This is a genomic window from Testudinibacter sp. P27/CKL/0425, assembly GCF_052931395.1.
Genome location: NZ_CM128801.1, coordinates 2,431,183 through 2,447,771, shown reverse-complemented (window position 1 = coordinate 2,447,771; position 16,589 = coordinate 2,431,183). Strand labels below are relative to the sequence as shown.

Annotated in this window: 15 protein-coding genes; all 15 read left to right on the top strand. The window is 48.9% G+C overall.

Going from position 1 to position 16,589, the window contains the following annotated elements; genetic code table 11:
* The first annotated feature begins 1 nt into the window (after position 1).
* The 15 genes from alsK to murG all read left to right on the top strand — a co-directional run bounded on the left by alsK (position 2) and on the right by murG (position 16,557).
* Positions 2-901: an allose kinase gene (gene alsK / locus ACUHGC_RS12010; RefSeq protein WP_446833520.1), complete on the top strand. Its 900-nt coding sequence runs from the start codon at positions 2-4 to the stop codon at positions 899-901.
* Positions 901-1,347, top strand: a complete 447-nt coding sequence (gene rpiB / locus ACUHGC_RS12005; protein ID WP_446833519.1) for a ribose 5-phosphate isomerase B — start codon at positions 901-903, stop codon at positions 1,345-1,347. The genes alsK and rpiB overlap by 1 nt, the downstream gene beginning before the upstream one ends.
* Before the next feature lie 132 nt (positions 1,348-1,479).
* Positions 1,480-2,577, top strand: a complete 1,098-nt coding sequence (locus ACUHGC_RS12000; protein WP_446833518.1) for a PhoH family protein — start codon at positions 1,480-1,482, stop codon at positions 2,575-2,577.
* Positions 2,574-3,041, top strand: coding sequence for an rRNA maturation RNase YbeY (gene ybeY, locus ACUHGC_RS11995; RefSeq protein WP_446833517.1), 468 nt, complete (start codon positions 2,574-2,576; stop codon positions 3,039-3,041). The genes ACUHGC_RS12000 and ybeY overlap by 4 nt, the downstream gene beginning before the upstream one ends.
* 18 nt (positions 3,042-3,059) lie before the next feature.
* The gene (locus ACUHGC_RS11990; protein WP_446833516.1) at positions 3,060-5,033 is read left to right on the top strand and encodes a tRNA(Met) cytidine acetyltransferase TmcA; all 1,974 of its coding nucleotides are present in this window, start codon (positions 3,060-3,062) and stop codon (positions 5,031-5,033) included.
* A 290-nt stretch (positions 5,034-5,323) separates the two neighbouring features.
* A complete protein-coding gene (gene mraZ / locus ACUHGC_RS11985; RefSeq protein ID WP_446833515.1) occupies positions 5,324-5,782 on the top strand; it encodes a division/cell wall cluster transcriptional repressor MraZ in 459 nt (152 codons plus the stop codon).
* Between the two features lie 101 nt (positions 5,783-5,883).
* Complete coding sequence (rsmH, locus tag ACUHGC_RS11980; RefSeq protein WP_446833514.1) at positions 5,884-6,852, top strand: 16S rRNA (cytosine(1402)-N(4))-methyltransferase RsmH; 969 nt, start codon at positions 5,884-5,886, stop codon at positions 6,850-6,852.
* A 3-nt stretch (positions 6,853-6,855) separates the two neighbouring features.
* On the top strand, positions 6,856-7,176 hold the full coding sequence (ftsL, locus tag ACUHGC_RS11975) for a cell division protein FtsL (RefSeq protein ID WP_446833513.1): 321 nt from the start codon (positions 6,856-6,858) through the stop codon (positions 7,174-7,176).
* A gap of 10 nt (positions 7,177-7,186) precedes the next feature.
* On the top strand, positions 7,187-9,013 hold the full coding sequence (gene ftsI, locus ACUHGC_RS11970) for a peptidoglycan glycosyltransferase FtsI (protein ID WP_446833512.1): 1,827 nt from the start codon (positions 7,187-7,189) through the stop codon (positions 9,011-9,013).
* A gap of 9 nt (positions 9,014-9,022) precedes the next feature.
* Positions 9,023-10,498, top strand: coding sequence for a UDP-N-acetylmuramoyl-L-alanyl-D-glutamate--2,6-diaminopimelate ligase (murE, locus tag ACUHGC_RS11965; RefSeq protein WP_446833511.1), 1,476 nt, complete (start codon positions 9,023-9,025; stop codon positions 10,496-10,498).
* The gene (gene murF / locus ACUHGC_RS11960) at positions 10,495-11,871 is read left to right on the top strand and encodes a UDP-N-acetylmuramoyl-tripeptide--D-alanyl-D-alanine ligase (protein ID WP_446833510.1); all 1,377 of its coding nucleotides are present in this window, start codon (positions 10,495-10,497) and stop codon (positions 11,869-11,871) included. Before murE ends, murF begins: the two co-directional genes overlap by 4 nt.
* Positions 11,865-12,947 carry a phospho-N-acetylmuramoyl-pentapeptide-transferase gene (gene mraY, locus ACUHGC_RS11955; protein WP_446833509.1) on the top strand — a complete coding sequence of 361 codons (1,083 nt, stop codon included), beginning with the start codon at positions 11,865-11,867 and terminating at the stop codon, positions 12,945-12,947. The genes murF and mraY overlap by 7 nt, the downstream gene beginning before the upstream one ends.
* A 30-nt stretch (positions 12,948-12,977) precedes the next feature.
* Positions 12,978-14,312, top strand: a complete 1,335-nt coding sequence (gene murD, locus ACUHGC_RS11950; protein WP_446833508.1) for a UDP-N-acetylmuramoyl-L-alanine--D-glutamate ligase — start codon at positions 12,978-12,980, stop codon at positions 14,310-14,312.
* 1 nt (position 14,313) lies between these two features.
* Entirely contained in the window at positions 14,314-15,501 is a 1,188-nt protein-coding gene (gene ftsW, locus ACUHGC_RS11945) for a putative lipid II flippase FtsW (protein ID WP_446833507.1), read from the top strand.
* Positions 15,502-16,557 carry an undecaprenyldiphospho-muramoylpentapeptide beta-N-acetylglucosaminyltransferase gene (gene murG, locus ACUHGC_RS11940; protein WP_446833506.1) on the top strand — a complete coding sequence of 352 codons (1,056 nt, stop codon included), beginning with the start codon at positions 15,502-15,504 and terminating at the stop codon, positions 16,555-16,557.
* Positions 16,558-16,589: the final 32 nt, after the last annotated feature.

Sequence of the window (16,589 nt, the reverse complement as noted above, 5' to 3'; positions counted from 1 at the left end):
TATGCTAACAGAAAAAGCTGTAGTTATTGGTGTTGATATGGGGGCTACGCATACTCGAATTTGCCTTATGGGATTATCGAATGAAATACTGATAACAGAGAAAAAGAAAACAAAAGACATTATTGGAGAGAGCTTTTTACAAGGAGTAAGAGATTTTTGTTATGGCTATTCAAAGGGATATTCTGTTCAGGGTATAGTAATAGGATTGCCAGCAGCAATATCACGAGATCGCCAACAAGTGTTATCGGTTCCTAATTTATCCATATCTCAACATGAGTTTAATCGATTAGCACCTTATCTTCGTCATACTTTTAACTGTGAAGTGCGGTTGGAGAGAGATGTTAATTTGCAACTTATATATGATGTTTCACATTTTAATTTAAAAGATAAATTGGTGCTTGGATTATATTTAGGTACAGGTATGGGATTTTCGGTGTGGAATGAAGGACGAATATTTTTAGGCGCACATGGCGTAGCAGGAGAGCTAGGGCATATCCCTTATGGTGATGATGATTTATGTTGTGGGTGTGGAAATTATGGATGTTTAGAAACGAATTGTTCTGGGATTGCTTTAAAGCGCTGGTACGATAGTTCAGCTAAAAATTATCCAATTGATGACCTATTTAGCTATGCAGAAGCGGATGGATTTATACATCGCTATTTAATAAGAGTTGCTAAAGCAGTGGGGACTTGTATCAATCTCTTTGATCCTGATGCCGTGGTTTTAGGTGGAGGGGTTATGGATATGAAGGATTTTCCTTATTCTACATTAAAAAAATATTGCTTATCCTATGCTCGAAAACCATTGCCTCATGATCAATTAACCTTATTGAAGGCATCGTCATCTTCATTTAACGGTGCAATTGGTGCGGCATTGTGTGCAATTCAAGGAGAATTATAATGAGTAAAAAAATCGCGATTGGCTCTGATCATATCGGTTTGGTGCATAAACAATTCTTAATTGAAAAATTGGAAAAGCAAGGCTATCACATTGTTGATGCAGGAACGCTTTCGACAGAGCGGACAGATTATCCTGTTTATGCTGAGAAAGTTGCAAGTTTAGTCGTTTCTGGGGAAGTGAATTCAGGGATTTTAATTTGTGGCACTGGTATTGGTATTTCAATTGCTGCTAACAAAATTAAGGGTATCCGTTGTGCTTTATGTGCTGATGAATTTAGTGCATTGATGTCGCGTGAGCATAATAACAGTAATATTATTGCTTTTGGTGCAAATATTATCTCGCAAGAAAAGGCATTAGCTTTAGCAACCCTATGGCTGAATACATCTTATGATGGAGGGCGACATCAGAAACGACTTGAAATGATTGAGCATTTTGAAAGTTATTAATACTACTTGTGCAATTTAAATAAACCACCCCAAGTGCGGTACAATAACCGCACTTGAGTTTTCTTTCCTTTCCCAATCTGGCGAAAAACCTTTATACTAATTTCACGCAATCTAACAAGTAGTGAGGCAGTTTTGAGCGAGCAAATTATTGAATCTTTTACCTTAGAGCCGCAGGATAATGCGCGTTTGCAATCGCTTTGCGGGGTGTTTGACGATCATCTGCAGCGGATCGAAAAGGCGTTTAATCTGCAAATTGCCAGACGCGATTTTCGTTTCAGTTTGAAATCCGAGGCGCAGGATTCGCATGTCGGGGCGAGGCTGAAAGCGGTGGCGAAGCTGATTAAGCAGCTGTACGCCGAAACTGCGCCGCTCAAAGGCAAAATTAAAGAACTGGAGCCGGAAGATGTACATATCGCCATTCAGGAGAGCCGAATTTTGTCGCAGGCGGACAACCAAGAACAGAGCGAAAAAGGTGCGAAAGTTCACGCCACGGCGATTAAAACCAAGAGCGGGGTGATCAAGCCACGTGGAGCGAATCAGGTTCAATATTTGCACAATATTTTGCGCCATGACATCAGTTTTGGAATCGGGCCTGCGGGCACGGGTAAGACGTTTTTAGCGGTGGCGGCGGCAGTTGAAGCGTTGGAAAAACAGGAAATCCGACGGATTTTGCTGACCCGTCCTGCGGTGGAAGCCGGGGAAAAACTCGGCTTTTTACCGGGCGATTTAGGGCAAAAAATCGAGCCATATCTGCGCCCACTCTACGATGCGTTGTTTGAAATGCTCGGCTTTGAGCGGGTGGAGAAGTTGATTGAACGCAATGTGATTGAAATTGCCCCACTTGCCTATATGCGCGGGCGCACATTGAATGATGCCTTTATTATTCTCGATGAAAGCCAAAATACCACGGTTGAGCAGATGAAAATGTTTCTAACGCGTATTGGCTTTAATTCCAAAGCGGTGATCACTGGTGATGTCACCCAAGTGGATTTGCCACGCAGCCAGAAATCCGGTTTGCGACATGCGATGGAAGTGCTGCAAAATGTGCCGGAATTGAGCTTTAACTTCTTTGAAAGCGGCGATGTGGTGCGCCATCCGGTGGTGGCAAAAGTGGTGCAAGCCTATGAAATTTGGGAAAAGGAAGATGAAATCCGCCGCCAGCAGCAAGCAGAGCAACGTAAATTAGAGCGACAACAAGAGCGGTTACAAGCGCAGGTGGAATCGGCATGAAAAATTTGATTATTGATTTACAACTGGCGAGTGAAAACCAACAGGGTTTGCCGAGTGAAGCGCAAATCGCACAATGGGCGCAAAGTGCGGTGAAGCCAACCCTTGATGACTTAGAAATGACGGTGCGGATTGTGGACGAGGCCGAAAGCCAAATGCTGAACCGCACTTATCGCAGCAAGGATTACCCGACCAACGTGCTATCGTTTCCGTTTGAATCGCCTGCCGAAGTGGAACAGCCGTTATTGGGCGATTTGGTGATCTGTCGCCAAGTGGTCGAACGTGAAGCCGACGAGCAGCAAAAACCGTTGCTGGCACACTGGGCGCACATGGTGGTGCACGGCTGTTTGCATTTGTTGGGTTACGATCATATTGAAGATGACGAAGCTGAGGAAATGGAAAGCCTAGAGCGCGATATTATGCAGCAGCTGGGTTTTGACGATCCGTACTTGAGTGAAAAGCAGTAGTAGTGGCTACGATCGCGCATGACAACAGCAATGCCAATAGACGAGCAGTTTTTCCGCCGCGTGGCGATTTTGAGTGGCGATGATGATTGGCTGCAACCACAATTGCGCCGCTTTTTTGCCGCCAATACTGGGCGAAGTGCGGTTTATACCTCTGCTGTTCCGATTGAAAATTTGCCTCAAAACGGGGGGTTTTACCCGTTTTCGCAAGCCAAAAACCTGTTAGGGCAAGAGTTTGAACTGGCAATTTATGACGCACGCCAAGCAGACGGTTTAAACGTGAATTTAGAGGCACTGGCGATTGTGGCGGCAACGGTGAAAGCGGGCGGCGTACTGTTGCTGCTGTTGCCCGACTGGCATCGGCTATTAACCTGTCAAGATTATGATTCAACGCGCTGGAATGGCACGAGCGATGCGATTGTGCCGCAGCATTTTTATCGCTGGCTACAAGCGTCAATCAAGGCTCATCATATTCCTTGTTATCAATCACAGCATACGCCATTTGAGTTGCCGCAGTGTTCACATCAAATCTGGCAGTTGTCACCGACCGCACTTCAGCAACAACAGCAGGTGTTGAACCAAATCTTAGCCGCACAGCAGGATTGCTACTTATTAACCGCCGCCCGAGGGCGCGGCAAATCTGCGCTGGCAGGTATGTTGGCGGAAAAACTGGGTGCAACGCAAACGGTGTGGCTGACCGCTCCAAATCAACGTGCGGTGCAAACGTTGTATGCCCACTGTCCAAATCATAAACCGCACTTTATCGCTCCCGATGCGCTGGCGGCGCAGCTGGAAAGCAATTCCGAGGCGTTCTGCGCAGATTGGTTGATTGTCGATGAAGCGGCGATGATTCCGCTGGAAATGCTGACGTTATTTAGTCGCCACTTTCAGCATATTTTATTCACCACCACCATTCATGGTTACGAAGGGACGGGGCGCGGCTTTGAACTGAAATTCAAACCGTACTTGCAGCGCAGTTGTGAAATTTTGCATCTGCAACAGCCGCTGCGCTATCCGCAAAACGATCCGCTGGAGCGCTGGATTCAAGCGTTGTTGTGTTTAGAGGAATCGGTTAGCGATAATCCATTGCCGACAGACACCTCAGAGCAGCCGCCACGATTGGCGGAAATCACACAGCCGGAGCTGGTGGCGGATCGTACCAAGCTGCTGGCAGTTTATCGCCAGCTGACACTGGCGCACTACCGCACTTCGCCGCTTGATTTGCGGCGTTTACTCGATGGGCAAGCACAGCGTTTTTGGCTGTTGCAACATGGCAGAGAAATTGGCGGCGCTATTTGGGCGATTGCTGAGGGTGGAATGGACGATCCAACGTTGATCGCACAAATTTGGCGTGGTGAACGACGACCTAGCGGCAATTTAGTGGCACAGGCGTTGTGCTTTCAAGCCGATTTACCTGCGGCGTGCAAATTGCGATCGCTGCGGATCTCCCGAATCGCACTGCCACCGCCATTGCAGCGTCAGGGCTTGGGGCGGCAGTTGGTTCGGAAACTGATTGCTGATTGCCGTGACAAGCTGGATTTTATCTCAGTCAGTTTCGGCTACAGCGACGCACTGGCGGATTTTTGGCAAAAGTGCGGTTTTATACTGTTGCATCTCAGCAGCCGCACCGAAGCCAGCAGCGGCTGTTACAGCGCAATGGCGATTTGCCCGCTATCGGCGCAAGGCGAACATTTGTGCCAACAAGGGGAACAGCAATTTTTGCGCAATTTCCCGCTCAGTGAACATCCGCTGCTAGCAAGGCTGCAACAGCGGCTGGATTTCCCGCCAATTGATTGGCAATTGACGCTTGATGATCAACGTCAATTACACGGTTTTGCCTATACCAACCGCACTTTGGCCTCCACTTATCCTGTACTTCGCCGCCTAGCGGCAAGCCGACCGTACTTGGGGTTATCGCCCCTCTTACAGCTCGCTGATTTAAGCAAAAAGCAGAAATTGGCACGCCTGCGCCAAAAAGTGGCTGAAGTTTACTAACTTTACAATTAAGCGCTTTTTCTTCAGTTCAGCAACCGGTCAAGTAAAAATACTTGAGACGAAATCCCTAATTGGTGTTCTCTATTCTTGTTATTCCACAAAATGCTTAAAAAATAATCGATTAAATGTGATCCTTACCACACAAATAATTGACAAAAAACTTGCAACAAGCGTGCTCAGATAATAAACTTAGTTTGAAGTGGTGAATTGTGGGGTTTTGTGGGATAAAATGACCGAAATCGCCATTCAGTGGAAAATTGTGGTAACAATCAGCAAAAAATAGGGCTTCTATGTTTCGTGGTGCGACTTCAGTCAGCTTAGATAGCAAAGGACGGCTTGCCGTGCCTACCCGCTATCGCGCCGAAATTTTAGAACAAAACGAGGGGCAGATGGTGTGCACCGTTGATATTCGCCAGCCTTGCTTATTGTTATATCCACTGAATGAATGGGAAATCGTTGAAAAGAAATTATCCGAACTCTCCAACTTTGAACCGCAGCAGCGCCGTTTACAACGGGTGATGCTGGGCTATGCCAGCGAATGCAATCTGGATAAAAGCGGGCGAATCCTATTGACCCCGACTCTGCGCAACCACATTAAACTCGATAAAAATATCATGTTGGTCGGGCAGTTGAACAAATTTGAGATCTGGAGTGAAGAAGCGTGGCTGGCGCAAATTGCCGAAGATATTGAAGTCGGCAGCAGCGGCGCATTCGCTCTCTCGGAAGAATTAAAAACGCTGTCATTGTAAAAGAGAAAGAACAATCTTTCCGCCGGTGGCGGCAGCACTAGCAGGGCAAGCGGCATATATGGATATGCCGCGAACCCATTTTAATCAAATGGAATAAAAATATGAGTTTGCCTGTAGGACAGAATAAAAATCCGCATATCACGGTGCTGTTAAACGAAGCCGTGCAAGGATTAGCGGTAAAAAAAGACGGCACTTATATTGACGGTACCTTTGGGCGTGGCGGACATTCACGCCTGATACTTTCTCAATTGGGCGACAACGGACGGTTGCTGGCGATCGATCGCGATCCGCGAGCGATTGCGGAAGCAAATATGATCCAAGATCCTCGTTTTATGATTGTGCACAGCGCATTTTCGCAGATTGAGGAAATTTGTCAGCAGCAGGCGTTAACCGGCAAAGTTGACGGAATTTTACTGGATTTAGGCATTTCTTCGCCGCAACTCGACGAAGCGGAGCGCGGTTTCAGCTTTATGAATGACGGCCCGCTGGATATGCGAATGGACACCACGCAAGGGCTTTCGGCGGCACAATGGTTGCAGCAGGTTTCAATTGACGATTTGGCGTGGGTGTTGAAAACCTTTGGCGAAGAGCGGTTTGCCAAGCGGATCGCCACCGCGATTGTGAATTTTAATAAGACTGCGCGTGAGAACGGCGAAAGCGGCTTAAACCGTACTTTGCAACTGGCGCAGCTGATCAGCGATGCCGTGCCGTTTAAAGACAAACACAAACATCCGGCAACCCGTTCGTTTCAGGCGATTCGGATTTTTATCAACAGTGAACTGGACGAATTGGAACGTGCGCTGGAATCGGCATTAAAAGTACTGGCGCCACAAGGACGATTGTCGATCATCAGCTTTCATTCGCTGGAAGATCGCATGGTGAAACGCTTTATGCGCAAACAGAGCAAAGGCGTGGAGATTCCGAAAGGGATCCCGCTGCGCGAAGATCAAATCGAACGTAACCAAACCTTAAAAACGATCGGCAAAGCGATTATGCCGAGCGAACAAGAACAACAGCAAAACCCGCGTTCCAGAAGTGCGGTGTTGCGTGTAGCGGAAAGAATGGGATAAGAGATGAGCGGCGAACGTTATCCGTTAAGAAAATTGATTTTGGACGACTTGTTTGTTTCAAACAAAATTGCGTTGTTGCTATGGCTGGCAATGGTCGGAAGTGCGGTAGCGACGATTTGGATTATCCACCAAACTCGCCAGTTGAACGCGCAAAACGGCGAATTGATTCTGGCAAAACAAGCATTGGAAAACGAATATATTAATTTAAAGCTGGAAGAACGGACACTGGATGACAATGTGCGGATCACTTCCATTGCAAACCGCTTGAAGATGGGCTATGTCAGCTCTGATCAACAAGTGGTTATTATTGAAAACAATCACTAGGGTGCTGGCAATGGCGATATTTAACAAAAATAAAAACCGGCAGGGCGCGCAACTCAACAGTAGTGCTGCCGCCCGAACCACAGCGAAAAGTGCGGCGAAACCGATGAACACTTTCGTCAGTTGGCGCTATTGGACGGTGATCAGCGTGATTTTGGTCAGCATGGCGTCGCTGGTGGCGACCGCGGTTGATGTGCAAATCAGCAGCTCGAAAAAGTTGAACCAAGAAGCGGACAAGCGTTCGTTGCGTACACAGGCGATCCACTCCTCGCGCGGTATGATTTTAGATCGCAACGGACAATGGTTGTCGGTGAGCGTGCAGATGTTTTCCGTGGTTGCCGATCCGAAAGAAATTTTTGAAAAGGGCTCGTTGCAGGATCAAGAACGTTGGAAAGCCTTGGCAGATGCGATTGGCACTTCAAATAAAATTTTAAAAGACAAAATCAGTAAAAATCCAAAAAGCCGCTTTCTGTACTTGGCGCGCCAAGTGACGCCGAGCGTTGCGAAATATGCACGTGAGTTGAAAATTCCGGGTGTGACCCTACAAACCGAATTCCGCCGTTTTTATCCTAAAGTAGAAGAAACCGCACATTTGATTGGTTACACCAACATTGACGGTGTTGGGATCGAAGGGATCGAAAAAAGTTTTGATAAGCTGCTGATCGGACAAGACGGTTCGCGTACTTATCGTAAAGATCGCTACGGCAACATGGTGGAAGCGGTTGACGATACCAAGAAATATGACGCGCACAATGTGACCTTGAGTATTGATGAGCAGCTGCAATCCATGGTGTATCGCCAAATTAAAGAAGCGGTTGCTGAAAATAAAGCCGAATCCGGCACTGCGGTGTTGGTGGATATTCGCACCGGCGAAGTGTTGGCGATGGCGAATGCACCGTCATATAACCCGAATAACCGCACCGGCGTGAAAGCGGATTTAATGCGTAACCGCGCGATTACCGATACCTTTGAACCGGGTTCGACCGTGAAACCGTTTGTGGTGCTGACCGCACTTCAGCAAGGTGCGGTGCGCCGCGATGAAGTGATTGACACCGGGCCGTTGGTATTGAACCGCCATGAGATCAAAGACGTGGCGCCGCGCGACAGACAAACCCTTGATCAGATTCTGGAAAACTCCAGTAACCGCGGGGTCAGCCGCCTTGCATTGCGGATGCCGCCGAATGTGTTAATGGATACTTATAAACATGCCGGGTTGGGCACTGCGACTAATCTTGGGCTGGTCGGCGAACAGTCGGGATTATTGAATGCCGAGCGTAAACGTTGGTCGGATATTGAACGGGCGAACGTGTCGTATGGCTACGGTATCAGCGTGACGCCATTGCAACTTGCCAGAGCCTATGTTTCCTTGGGCAGTTTCGGGATTTACCGCCCGCTGTCGATCACCAAAGTGGATCCGCCGGTGATTGGCAATCGCGTATTTTCTGAGAAAAACACCCGTGAAGTGGTCAACATGATGGAAAAAGTGGCGATTAAAAATAAAGCTGCGATGGTTGACGGTTACCGCGTCGGGATTAAGACCGGTACGGCGAAAAAACTCGAAAACGCCAAATATGTCGATAAGTACATCGCTTATACCGCAGGCGTTGCGCCAATCAGCAATCCGCGCTATGCGCTGGTGGTGCTGATTAATGAACCGAAAGCCGGAAAATATTACGGCGGTGCGATTTCCGCGCCGGTGTTCTCGAAAATTATGGGGCACACTTTGCGCTCACAAAATGTGAAGCCGGATGCCTTGAACGAAGAAGAGACCGCCGCACGGATCATTCGTTTAGATCAACAGCAATCATCGGTTTCCTCACAGCCGAGTCACATTAATTAAGGGGCGGTTATGCAAAGATTGGCGAAGCTCTTTTCTCTGCAAGGACTTCCCCGACTGTCACTGCAGCGCATCACGCTAGACAGTCGCAAAGTGCAAACGGACGACTTGTTTGTCGCCCTGATCGGACACCGGCAAGACGGGCGAAAATTCATTTTGCAGGCGCTCGAAAAGGGGGCAAGTGCGGTCTTGGCGCAGACCGAAGCGCCCGAACAACACCTAACAATCACAACGCAGCAAAACGTTGTGATTATTCATTATTATCAACTGGATAAACATCTTTCCGCGATTGCCGGCGAATTTTACAATCATCCTTCAAAACAGTTAACGCTGGTCGGCGTCACCGGCACGAACGGCAAAACCACCGTGGCACAACTGCTGGCGCAATGGGTGCAACTGTTGGGCAAACCGTCGGCGGTGATGGGAACGATTGGCAACGGGCTATACGGTAAAACCGTGGAAGCGGCGAACACCACCGGTTCGGCGGCAGAAGTGCAAGCCAACTTAGCCGATTTTGTGCAGCAAGGCGCAGAATTTGCGGTGATGGAAGTGTCATCGCACGGTTTGGTACAACATCGCGTTGAAGCCTTGCACTTTAAAACCGCACTTTTCACTAATCTCAGCCGTGATCACTTGGATTATCACCAAACCATGCAAGCCTATGCGGCAGCCAAGTTCAGACTGTTCAGCGAACTTGATTGTGAAAATCAAGTGATCAACGCTGATGATGAAATCGGCGCGGAATGGCTGGCGCAATTGCCACAAGCGGTGGCGGTGAGCTGCGATCCGAATTATCAGATTGATCACCACCCTTATCTGTATGCCGAAAAAATTGCGTTCCATGATGACGGCGCAACGATCGGCTTTCAGTCCAGTTGGGGCAGCGGCGAGCTGCGCAGCCGTTTAATCGGTTCGTTTAATGTCAGCAATCTGTTATTAGTGACCGCCACCATGCTGCAACTGGGTTACTCTTTGGCGAAATTGTGCGTCACGGTCAATCAATTGAATGGGGTTTGCGGGCGAATGGAAATGTTCAGCGCCAAAAACCGCCCGATGGCGATTGTCGATTATGCTCACACGCCCGACGCGTTACAAAAAGCGTTGCAAGCGGCACGTTTGCATTGCAAAGGGCGGTTGTGGTGCGTGTTTGGTTGCGGTGGCGATCGCGACAGCGGCAAGCGCCCGTTAATGGGGGCGATTGCCGAACAATTTGCCGACGAAGTGATCTTAACCGATGACAATCCGCGCACCGAAGATCCGTCGTTGATTTTGCAAGATATTCAAGCGGGATTAAAACAGCCGCAGAATGCCAGCATAATCCACGGGCGCGAATTGGCATTGCAATATGCGATACAGCAGGCACAGGCTGACGATGTGGTATTGATTGCCGGTAAAGGGCATGAAGATTACCAGATTATCGGCGATATCAAACTGCATTTTTCCGATCAAGAAATCGTGCAGCAACTTATGTTAGAAGAACAACAATGATTAATTTGGATATTTGCCAATTGGCAGAAATTTTGTCTGCCGAATTGATTGGCACAAACGGCGCGCAAATTGTGGTGTCGCAAATCACCACCGACACCCGCAAAGCGAGCCAAAACGCGCTGTTTTTTGCGCTCAAAGGCGGCAATTTTGACGCACATAATTATCTTGCACAAGCCGTCGAACAAGGCGCTGTCGCTTTGGTGGTTGAAAAAGCGCAAGCAGACATTAATGTTCCGCAGTTAGTGGTGGCGGACACGCGTTTGGCGTTGGGGCAATTGGCAAAGTGGCTCAAAGCCAGATTAGCGCCGACCACTGTGGCGATGACCGGCTCGTCCGGCAAAACCACGGTGAAAGAGATGACAGCGGCAATTTTGAGCCAAAAAGGGCAAGTGCTGTTCACTCAAGGCAATTTTAACAACGACATCGGTGTGCCGTTAACACTGTTACGCTTAGAGCCGCAGCATCAATTTGCGGTGGTAGAGCTCGGGGCGAATCATGTCGGTGAAATTGCCTATACCACTGATTTGGTGCAACCGAATGTTGCGTTAGTTAATAACGTAGCGGCGGCGCATTTAGAGGGTTTCGGATCACTGGAAGGGGTGGCAAAAGCCAAAGGCGAAATTTACCGTGGCTTAGCTGAAAGCGGCTGTGCGGTGATCAATTTAGATTGCCATTATCTTGCTGACTGGCAACAAGAAATTGGCAACCATCGACACTATTCATTTTCGCTTTCTCAGCCGGAAGCAGACTTTTATGCCGATCAAATCCGTCTGCATCAACAAGGTGCGGATTTCACCTTGGTGACAGCGCAAGGCAGCATTGCAATTCAGCTGCCCTATTTAGGCATTCATAATGTCAGCAATGCGTTGGCGGCGACCGCACTTGCCATGTTGGCAGGGGCGGATTTGATGCAGGTGAAGTGCGGTTTAGAGCAAAAACAAGCGGTTAAGGGGCGATTATATCCGATTCAAGTTCAGCCGAATATTTTGTTGTTAGACGATACTTACAACGCCAATGTCGATTCGATGGAGTCGGCGATTGCGGTGTTAAAAAATTATGCCGGATTTCGCATTTTTGTTGTTGGAGATATGGCGGAATTGGGCGAGAATAGTCAACTTTGCCATCAACAAGTGGCGGAATTTACCGAACAGGCAGCACTGGATCTTGTCGTCAGTTTCGGCAAGCAAAGCGAGGTGATCAGCCGATTGTCGCACGGAAAACATTTCGACGACAAAGCAGAGCTGGTTTTATTTTTACAACAACAAATTCACCAACAATCAAACAACAAAAAGAATGTCGTATTGTTGGCAAAAGGATCACGCAGCATGAAAATGGAAGAGGTGATCGATTCATTGAAGGATAAATTATGTTAGTTTGGTTGGCGGATTATTTAGTCCAATATCATTCAATTTTTAATGTGGTGTCATATTTGACCTTTCGCTCAATTATTGCACTGCTGACCGCACTTTTAATCTCGCTTTGGATTGGCCCGAAAGTGATTCGTCGTCTGCAAATGCTGCAAATCGGACAAGTGGTGCGCCACGACGGACCGGAAAGCCACTTCAGCAAACGCGGCACGCCGACTATGGGCGGGGTGATGATTTTGTTTTCGATTGGATTGAGCACCTTGTTATGGGCGGATTTAAGCAATGCCTATGTGTGGTGTGTGCTGTTTGTACTGTTCAGCTACGGCGCAATCGGGTTTGTCGATGATTATCGCAAAGTGGTGCGCAAAAATACCGACGGATTAATCGCGCGCTGGAAATATTTCTGGTTGTCGGTGGTGGCATTGGTCGCGGTGTTTGCGATGTATGCGATCGGCAAAGACACTAACGCCACCCGTTTGGTGGTGCCGTTTTTTAAAGAAATTATGCCGCAGTTGGGGCTGTTTTATATTGTGCTAGCCTATTTTGTGATTGTCGGCACCAGTAATGCGGTCAACCTGACCGACGGCTTGGACGGCTTGGCGATCATGCCGACCGTGTTGGTGGCGGGCGCTTTTGCATTCGTAGCATGGGCGACCGGCAACGTGAATTTCGCCGACTACCTGCATATTCCGTATATCAAATTGAGTGCCGAGCTGGTGATTGTGTGCACCGCAATTGTCGGCGCAGGGTTAGGCTTCTTGTGGTTCAATACCTATCCGGCGCAAGTGTTTATGGGCGATGTCGGCTCGTTAGCGTTGGGCGGCGCATTAGGCACGATTGCGGTATTGGTGCGCCAAGAGTTTCTGCTGTTGGTGATGGGTGGTGTGTTCGTGATGGAAACCATTTCGGTGATTTTGCAAGTCGGTTCGTACAAAATCCGCAAACAGCGCATTTTCCGCATGGCGCCGATTCACCACCATTTTGAATTGAAAGGCTGGCCGGAACCGCGCGTGATTATCCGTTTTTGGATTATCTCGTTGGTGTTGGTGTTATTGGGGTTAATCACCCTGAAACTGCGTTAATCGCGACTGCCAAACGAGGATACCAACATCATGCAACCGGATAACAGCTATGATTACCGCGGCAAGAAAGTCACCGTCTTGGGGCTAGGTAAGAGCGGCCTTTCTTGTATTGAATTTTTTAAAGATAAAAATGTAGACTTGCGGGTGATTGATACCCGCAATTTGCCGTTAGAAAAACAGCCTAGTTTGCCGACGTTTGTTAAACAGGCGCATTTTGGTGAGATTCCACAACAATGGCTGTTGGAATCGGATTTGATTGTCATCAGCCCGGGCTTGGCATTGGCTACGCCGGAAGTGCAAACCGCACTTGCGAACGATGTGGAAGTGGTCGGCGATATTGAATTGTTTTGCCGGGAAGCTAAGGCGCCGATTATCGCGATCACCGGTTCAAACGGCAAAAGCACCGTCACCTCACTCGTGGCGGCAATGGCAAAAGCCGCCGGCAAAAAAGTCGGCATGGGCGGCAATATCGGGATTCCGGCGTTGTCGCTGTTGCAACACGATTGTGATTTGTATGTGCTGGAGCTATCGAGCTTCCAACTGGAAACCACCACGTCACTGCGTGCCAAAGCGGCGACGGTACTGAATGTGACCGAAGATCATATGGATCGCTATGCGGATTTAAATGCTTATCGTCAAGCAAAATTGATGATTTATCAAGGGGCGGAAACCTGCATTATCAATGATGAAGATCCGCTCACGATGCCAGCCGTAGCGCAAAGTGCGGTTGCACCGCTGCGTTTTGGTGAGCAAGGTGATTATCATCTGTTAAAACAACATGACCGCACTTTATTGGCAGTGAACAAGCAAGCGGTGTTGGCAACCGACGAAATGCAATTAGTTGGGCGTCATAATTATATGAATGCCTTGGCGGCACTGGCGCTCGCTGATGCTGCTGGGATTGAACGCGCCGCTTCATGCCATGCGCTGTGCGAATTTTCCGGTTTGGATCACCGCTTTCAATTAGTTCAACGTCAAGACGGAATCACTTGGATTAATGACTCGAAAGCCACTAACGTCGGCAGTACGTTGGCGGCGTTGCAAGGTTTAGAAGTAGCAGGCACGCTGTATCTGTTACTCGGCGGCGACGGCAAAGGCGCGGATTTTTCCGAATTGGCAAAAGCGGTCAATCAGCCGCATATCCAATTATATTGTTTCGGGCGCGACGGCGCGGCATTGGCAGCCCTTTCAACACAAAGTCAGCTGTTTGACACCATGCAACAGGCGGTAGCCGAATTACGACCGCACTTGAAGGCGGGGGATTTGGTGCTGTTGTCGCCGGCGTGTGCCAGCTTGGATCAGTTTGCAAATTTTGAACAGCGCGGCGAAATGTTTGCCCGCTTGGCAACCGGAGCAGAGGGATAAAATGTCGGGTTGGGATTTGATCAAATCAGGAACGGAGCGTTGGGTCAGAATTGTGCCGAATAATCTGCTGTATGATCGCGCACTGTTTTGGCTGTTTATCTCGCTAATGACCTTAGGTTTCGTGGTGATCACCTCCGCCTCGGTCGCCGAAGGCAGCCGTTTATACGATGATCCGTTCCACTTTGCGTTGCGTGATTTGGTGTATATGGCGCTTGCCTGTCTGACTGCGTATATTTTTGTGTTTATTCCGGTCGAGAAATGGGAAAAATGGAGTCCGTATTTGCTGTTGATTGCGCTATTGTTGCTGGTGTTAGTGCTGGTGCCGGGCATCGGCAAAACGGTAAACGGCGCAAGACGCTGGATTCCGTTGGTGCTCTTTAATTTCCAGCCGGCGGAATTTGTGAAATTTGCGCTGATTTGTTATCTCTCCAGCTATTTTGTGCGCCGTTATGATGAAGTGCGCAACAAACAGTTAAGCGTGGTCAAGCCAACCGTGGTGTTGGTGCTGATTTCCGGCTTCCTACTGTTTCAGCCCGACTTGGGTAGCAGCGTAGTGCTGGGCTTTATCGTGTTTATGATGTTGTTTATGGTCGGCGCCAAAATTTTCCAATTTATCGCCTTGGCGGTGTTGGGCTTTTTTGCGATTTATCTACTGATTCTTACCTCAGAATATCGCTTGAAACGATTAACGTCGTACACCGATCCGTTTGCCGATCCGTTCGGTTCCGGCTTTCAGCTGAGTAACTCGCTGATCGCATTCGGGCGCGGCGAATTTTGGGGAACCGGGTTAGGCAATTCGATTCAAAAACTGGAATATCTGCCGGAAGCGCACACTGACTTTATTATGGCGATCGTCGGCGAAGAGTTTGGCTTGATCGGAATTATCGCGGTGATCACCCTGTTCACGCTGCTGTTATTCCGCATTCTGAAAATCGGCAAAGAATCGTTATTGTTAGAGCAGCGCTTCGGCGGTTATTTTGCATTTGGGGTTGTGGCATGGTTTTTCTTCCAAGGTGCTTTTAATTTGGGCATGACCATGGGGATTTTGCCGACCAAAGGGTTTACTTTTCCGTTTGTCAGTTATGGCGGCTCCAGTTTGATCATTAATGCGCTGGTGATTGCCATTTTATTGCGTATCGACCACGAAAATCGGCTGATGCGCGGGCATGCACATTTGAGGGACGATTAAATGACGGAACAAAAACGGTTATTAGTGATGGCGGGCGGAACCGGCGGTCATGTTTTCCCGGCGATTGCGGTCGCACAAAAATTACAACAACAAGGCTGGCAGATTTGCTGGCTGGGCACGCGTGATCGAATGGAAGCGACTTTGGTGCCGAAACACGGTATTCCGATCGAATTTATCCAGATCTCCGGCTTGCGTGGCAAAGGCTTGAAGGCCTTGTTAGTGGCGCCGTTTGCGATCGCAAGAGCGGTTTGGCAGGCGTGCAAAATCATTAAACGCTATCACCCGCACGCGGTGTTAGGGATGGGCGGCTACGTTTCCGGCCCGGGCGGGATTGCTGCAAAACTGTGCGGCGTGCCGATTGTGCTGCATGAGCAAAATGCGGTGGCGGGGCTGACCAATAAATGGCTGGCAAAAATTGCAACCCGTGTGCTGCAAGCGTTTCCGAAGGCGTTCGCTGATGCCGAAGCAGTCGGCAATCCGGTGCGTCAGGCGCTATTTGAGCAGCCGGAACCGCAAGTGCGGTATCAGCAGCGAGAAGGCGCGTTGAAAATTCTGGTGGTCGGCGGCAGTCAAGGGGCGCGCGTGCTAAACTTATTGATGCCGGAAGTGGCGAAGCAAGCCACACAACCGCTGGAAATTCGCCACCAAGTCGGACAAGGCAATGTCGAAAGCATTCAGGCTCGTTACCCTGAAAATGCCAATGTACAAGTGACGGAATTTATTGATGATATGGCGCGAGCCTATGCTTGGGCGGATCTGATTATTTGCCGCTCTGGTGCGTTGACGGTGTGTGAAATCGCCGCGGTCGGCAGTGCGGCGATTTTTGTGCCGTTTCAGCATAAAGATCAGCAGCAATATTTGAACGCCTGCTATTTAGCGGACGTCGGCGCGGCGACGATCGTGCCGCAAAGTGAGCTGAACGCGGAGCGGATCACCGCACTTTTGCAGCAGCTTGATCGCAATAAACTGGCGGCAATGGCGGAAACAGCCAAAACTATGGCGAAACCGCTGGCGGCGGATCGGGTGGCGGAAGTCATTGTCAGCGTTGCTGAATAATGAATTTAAGTATCAAAAAGAGAAAAGAGTAA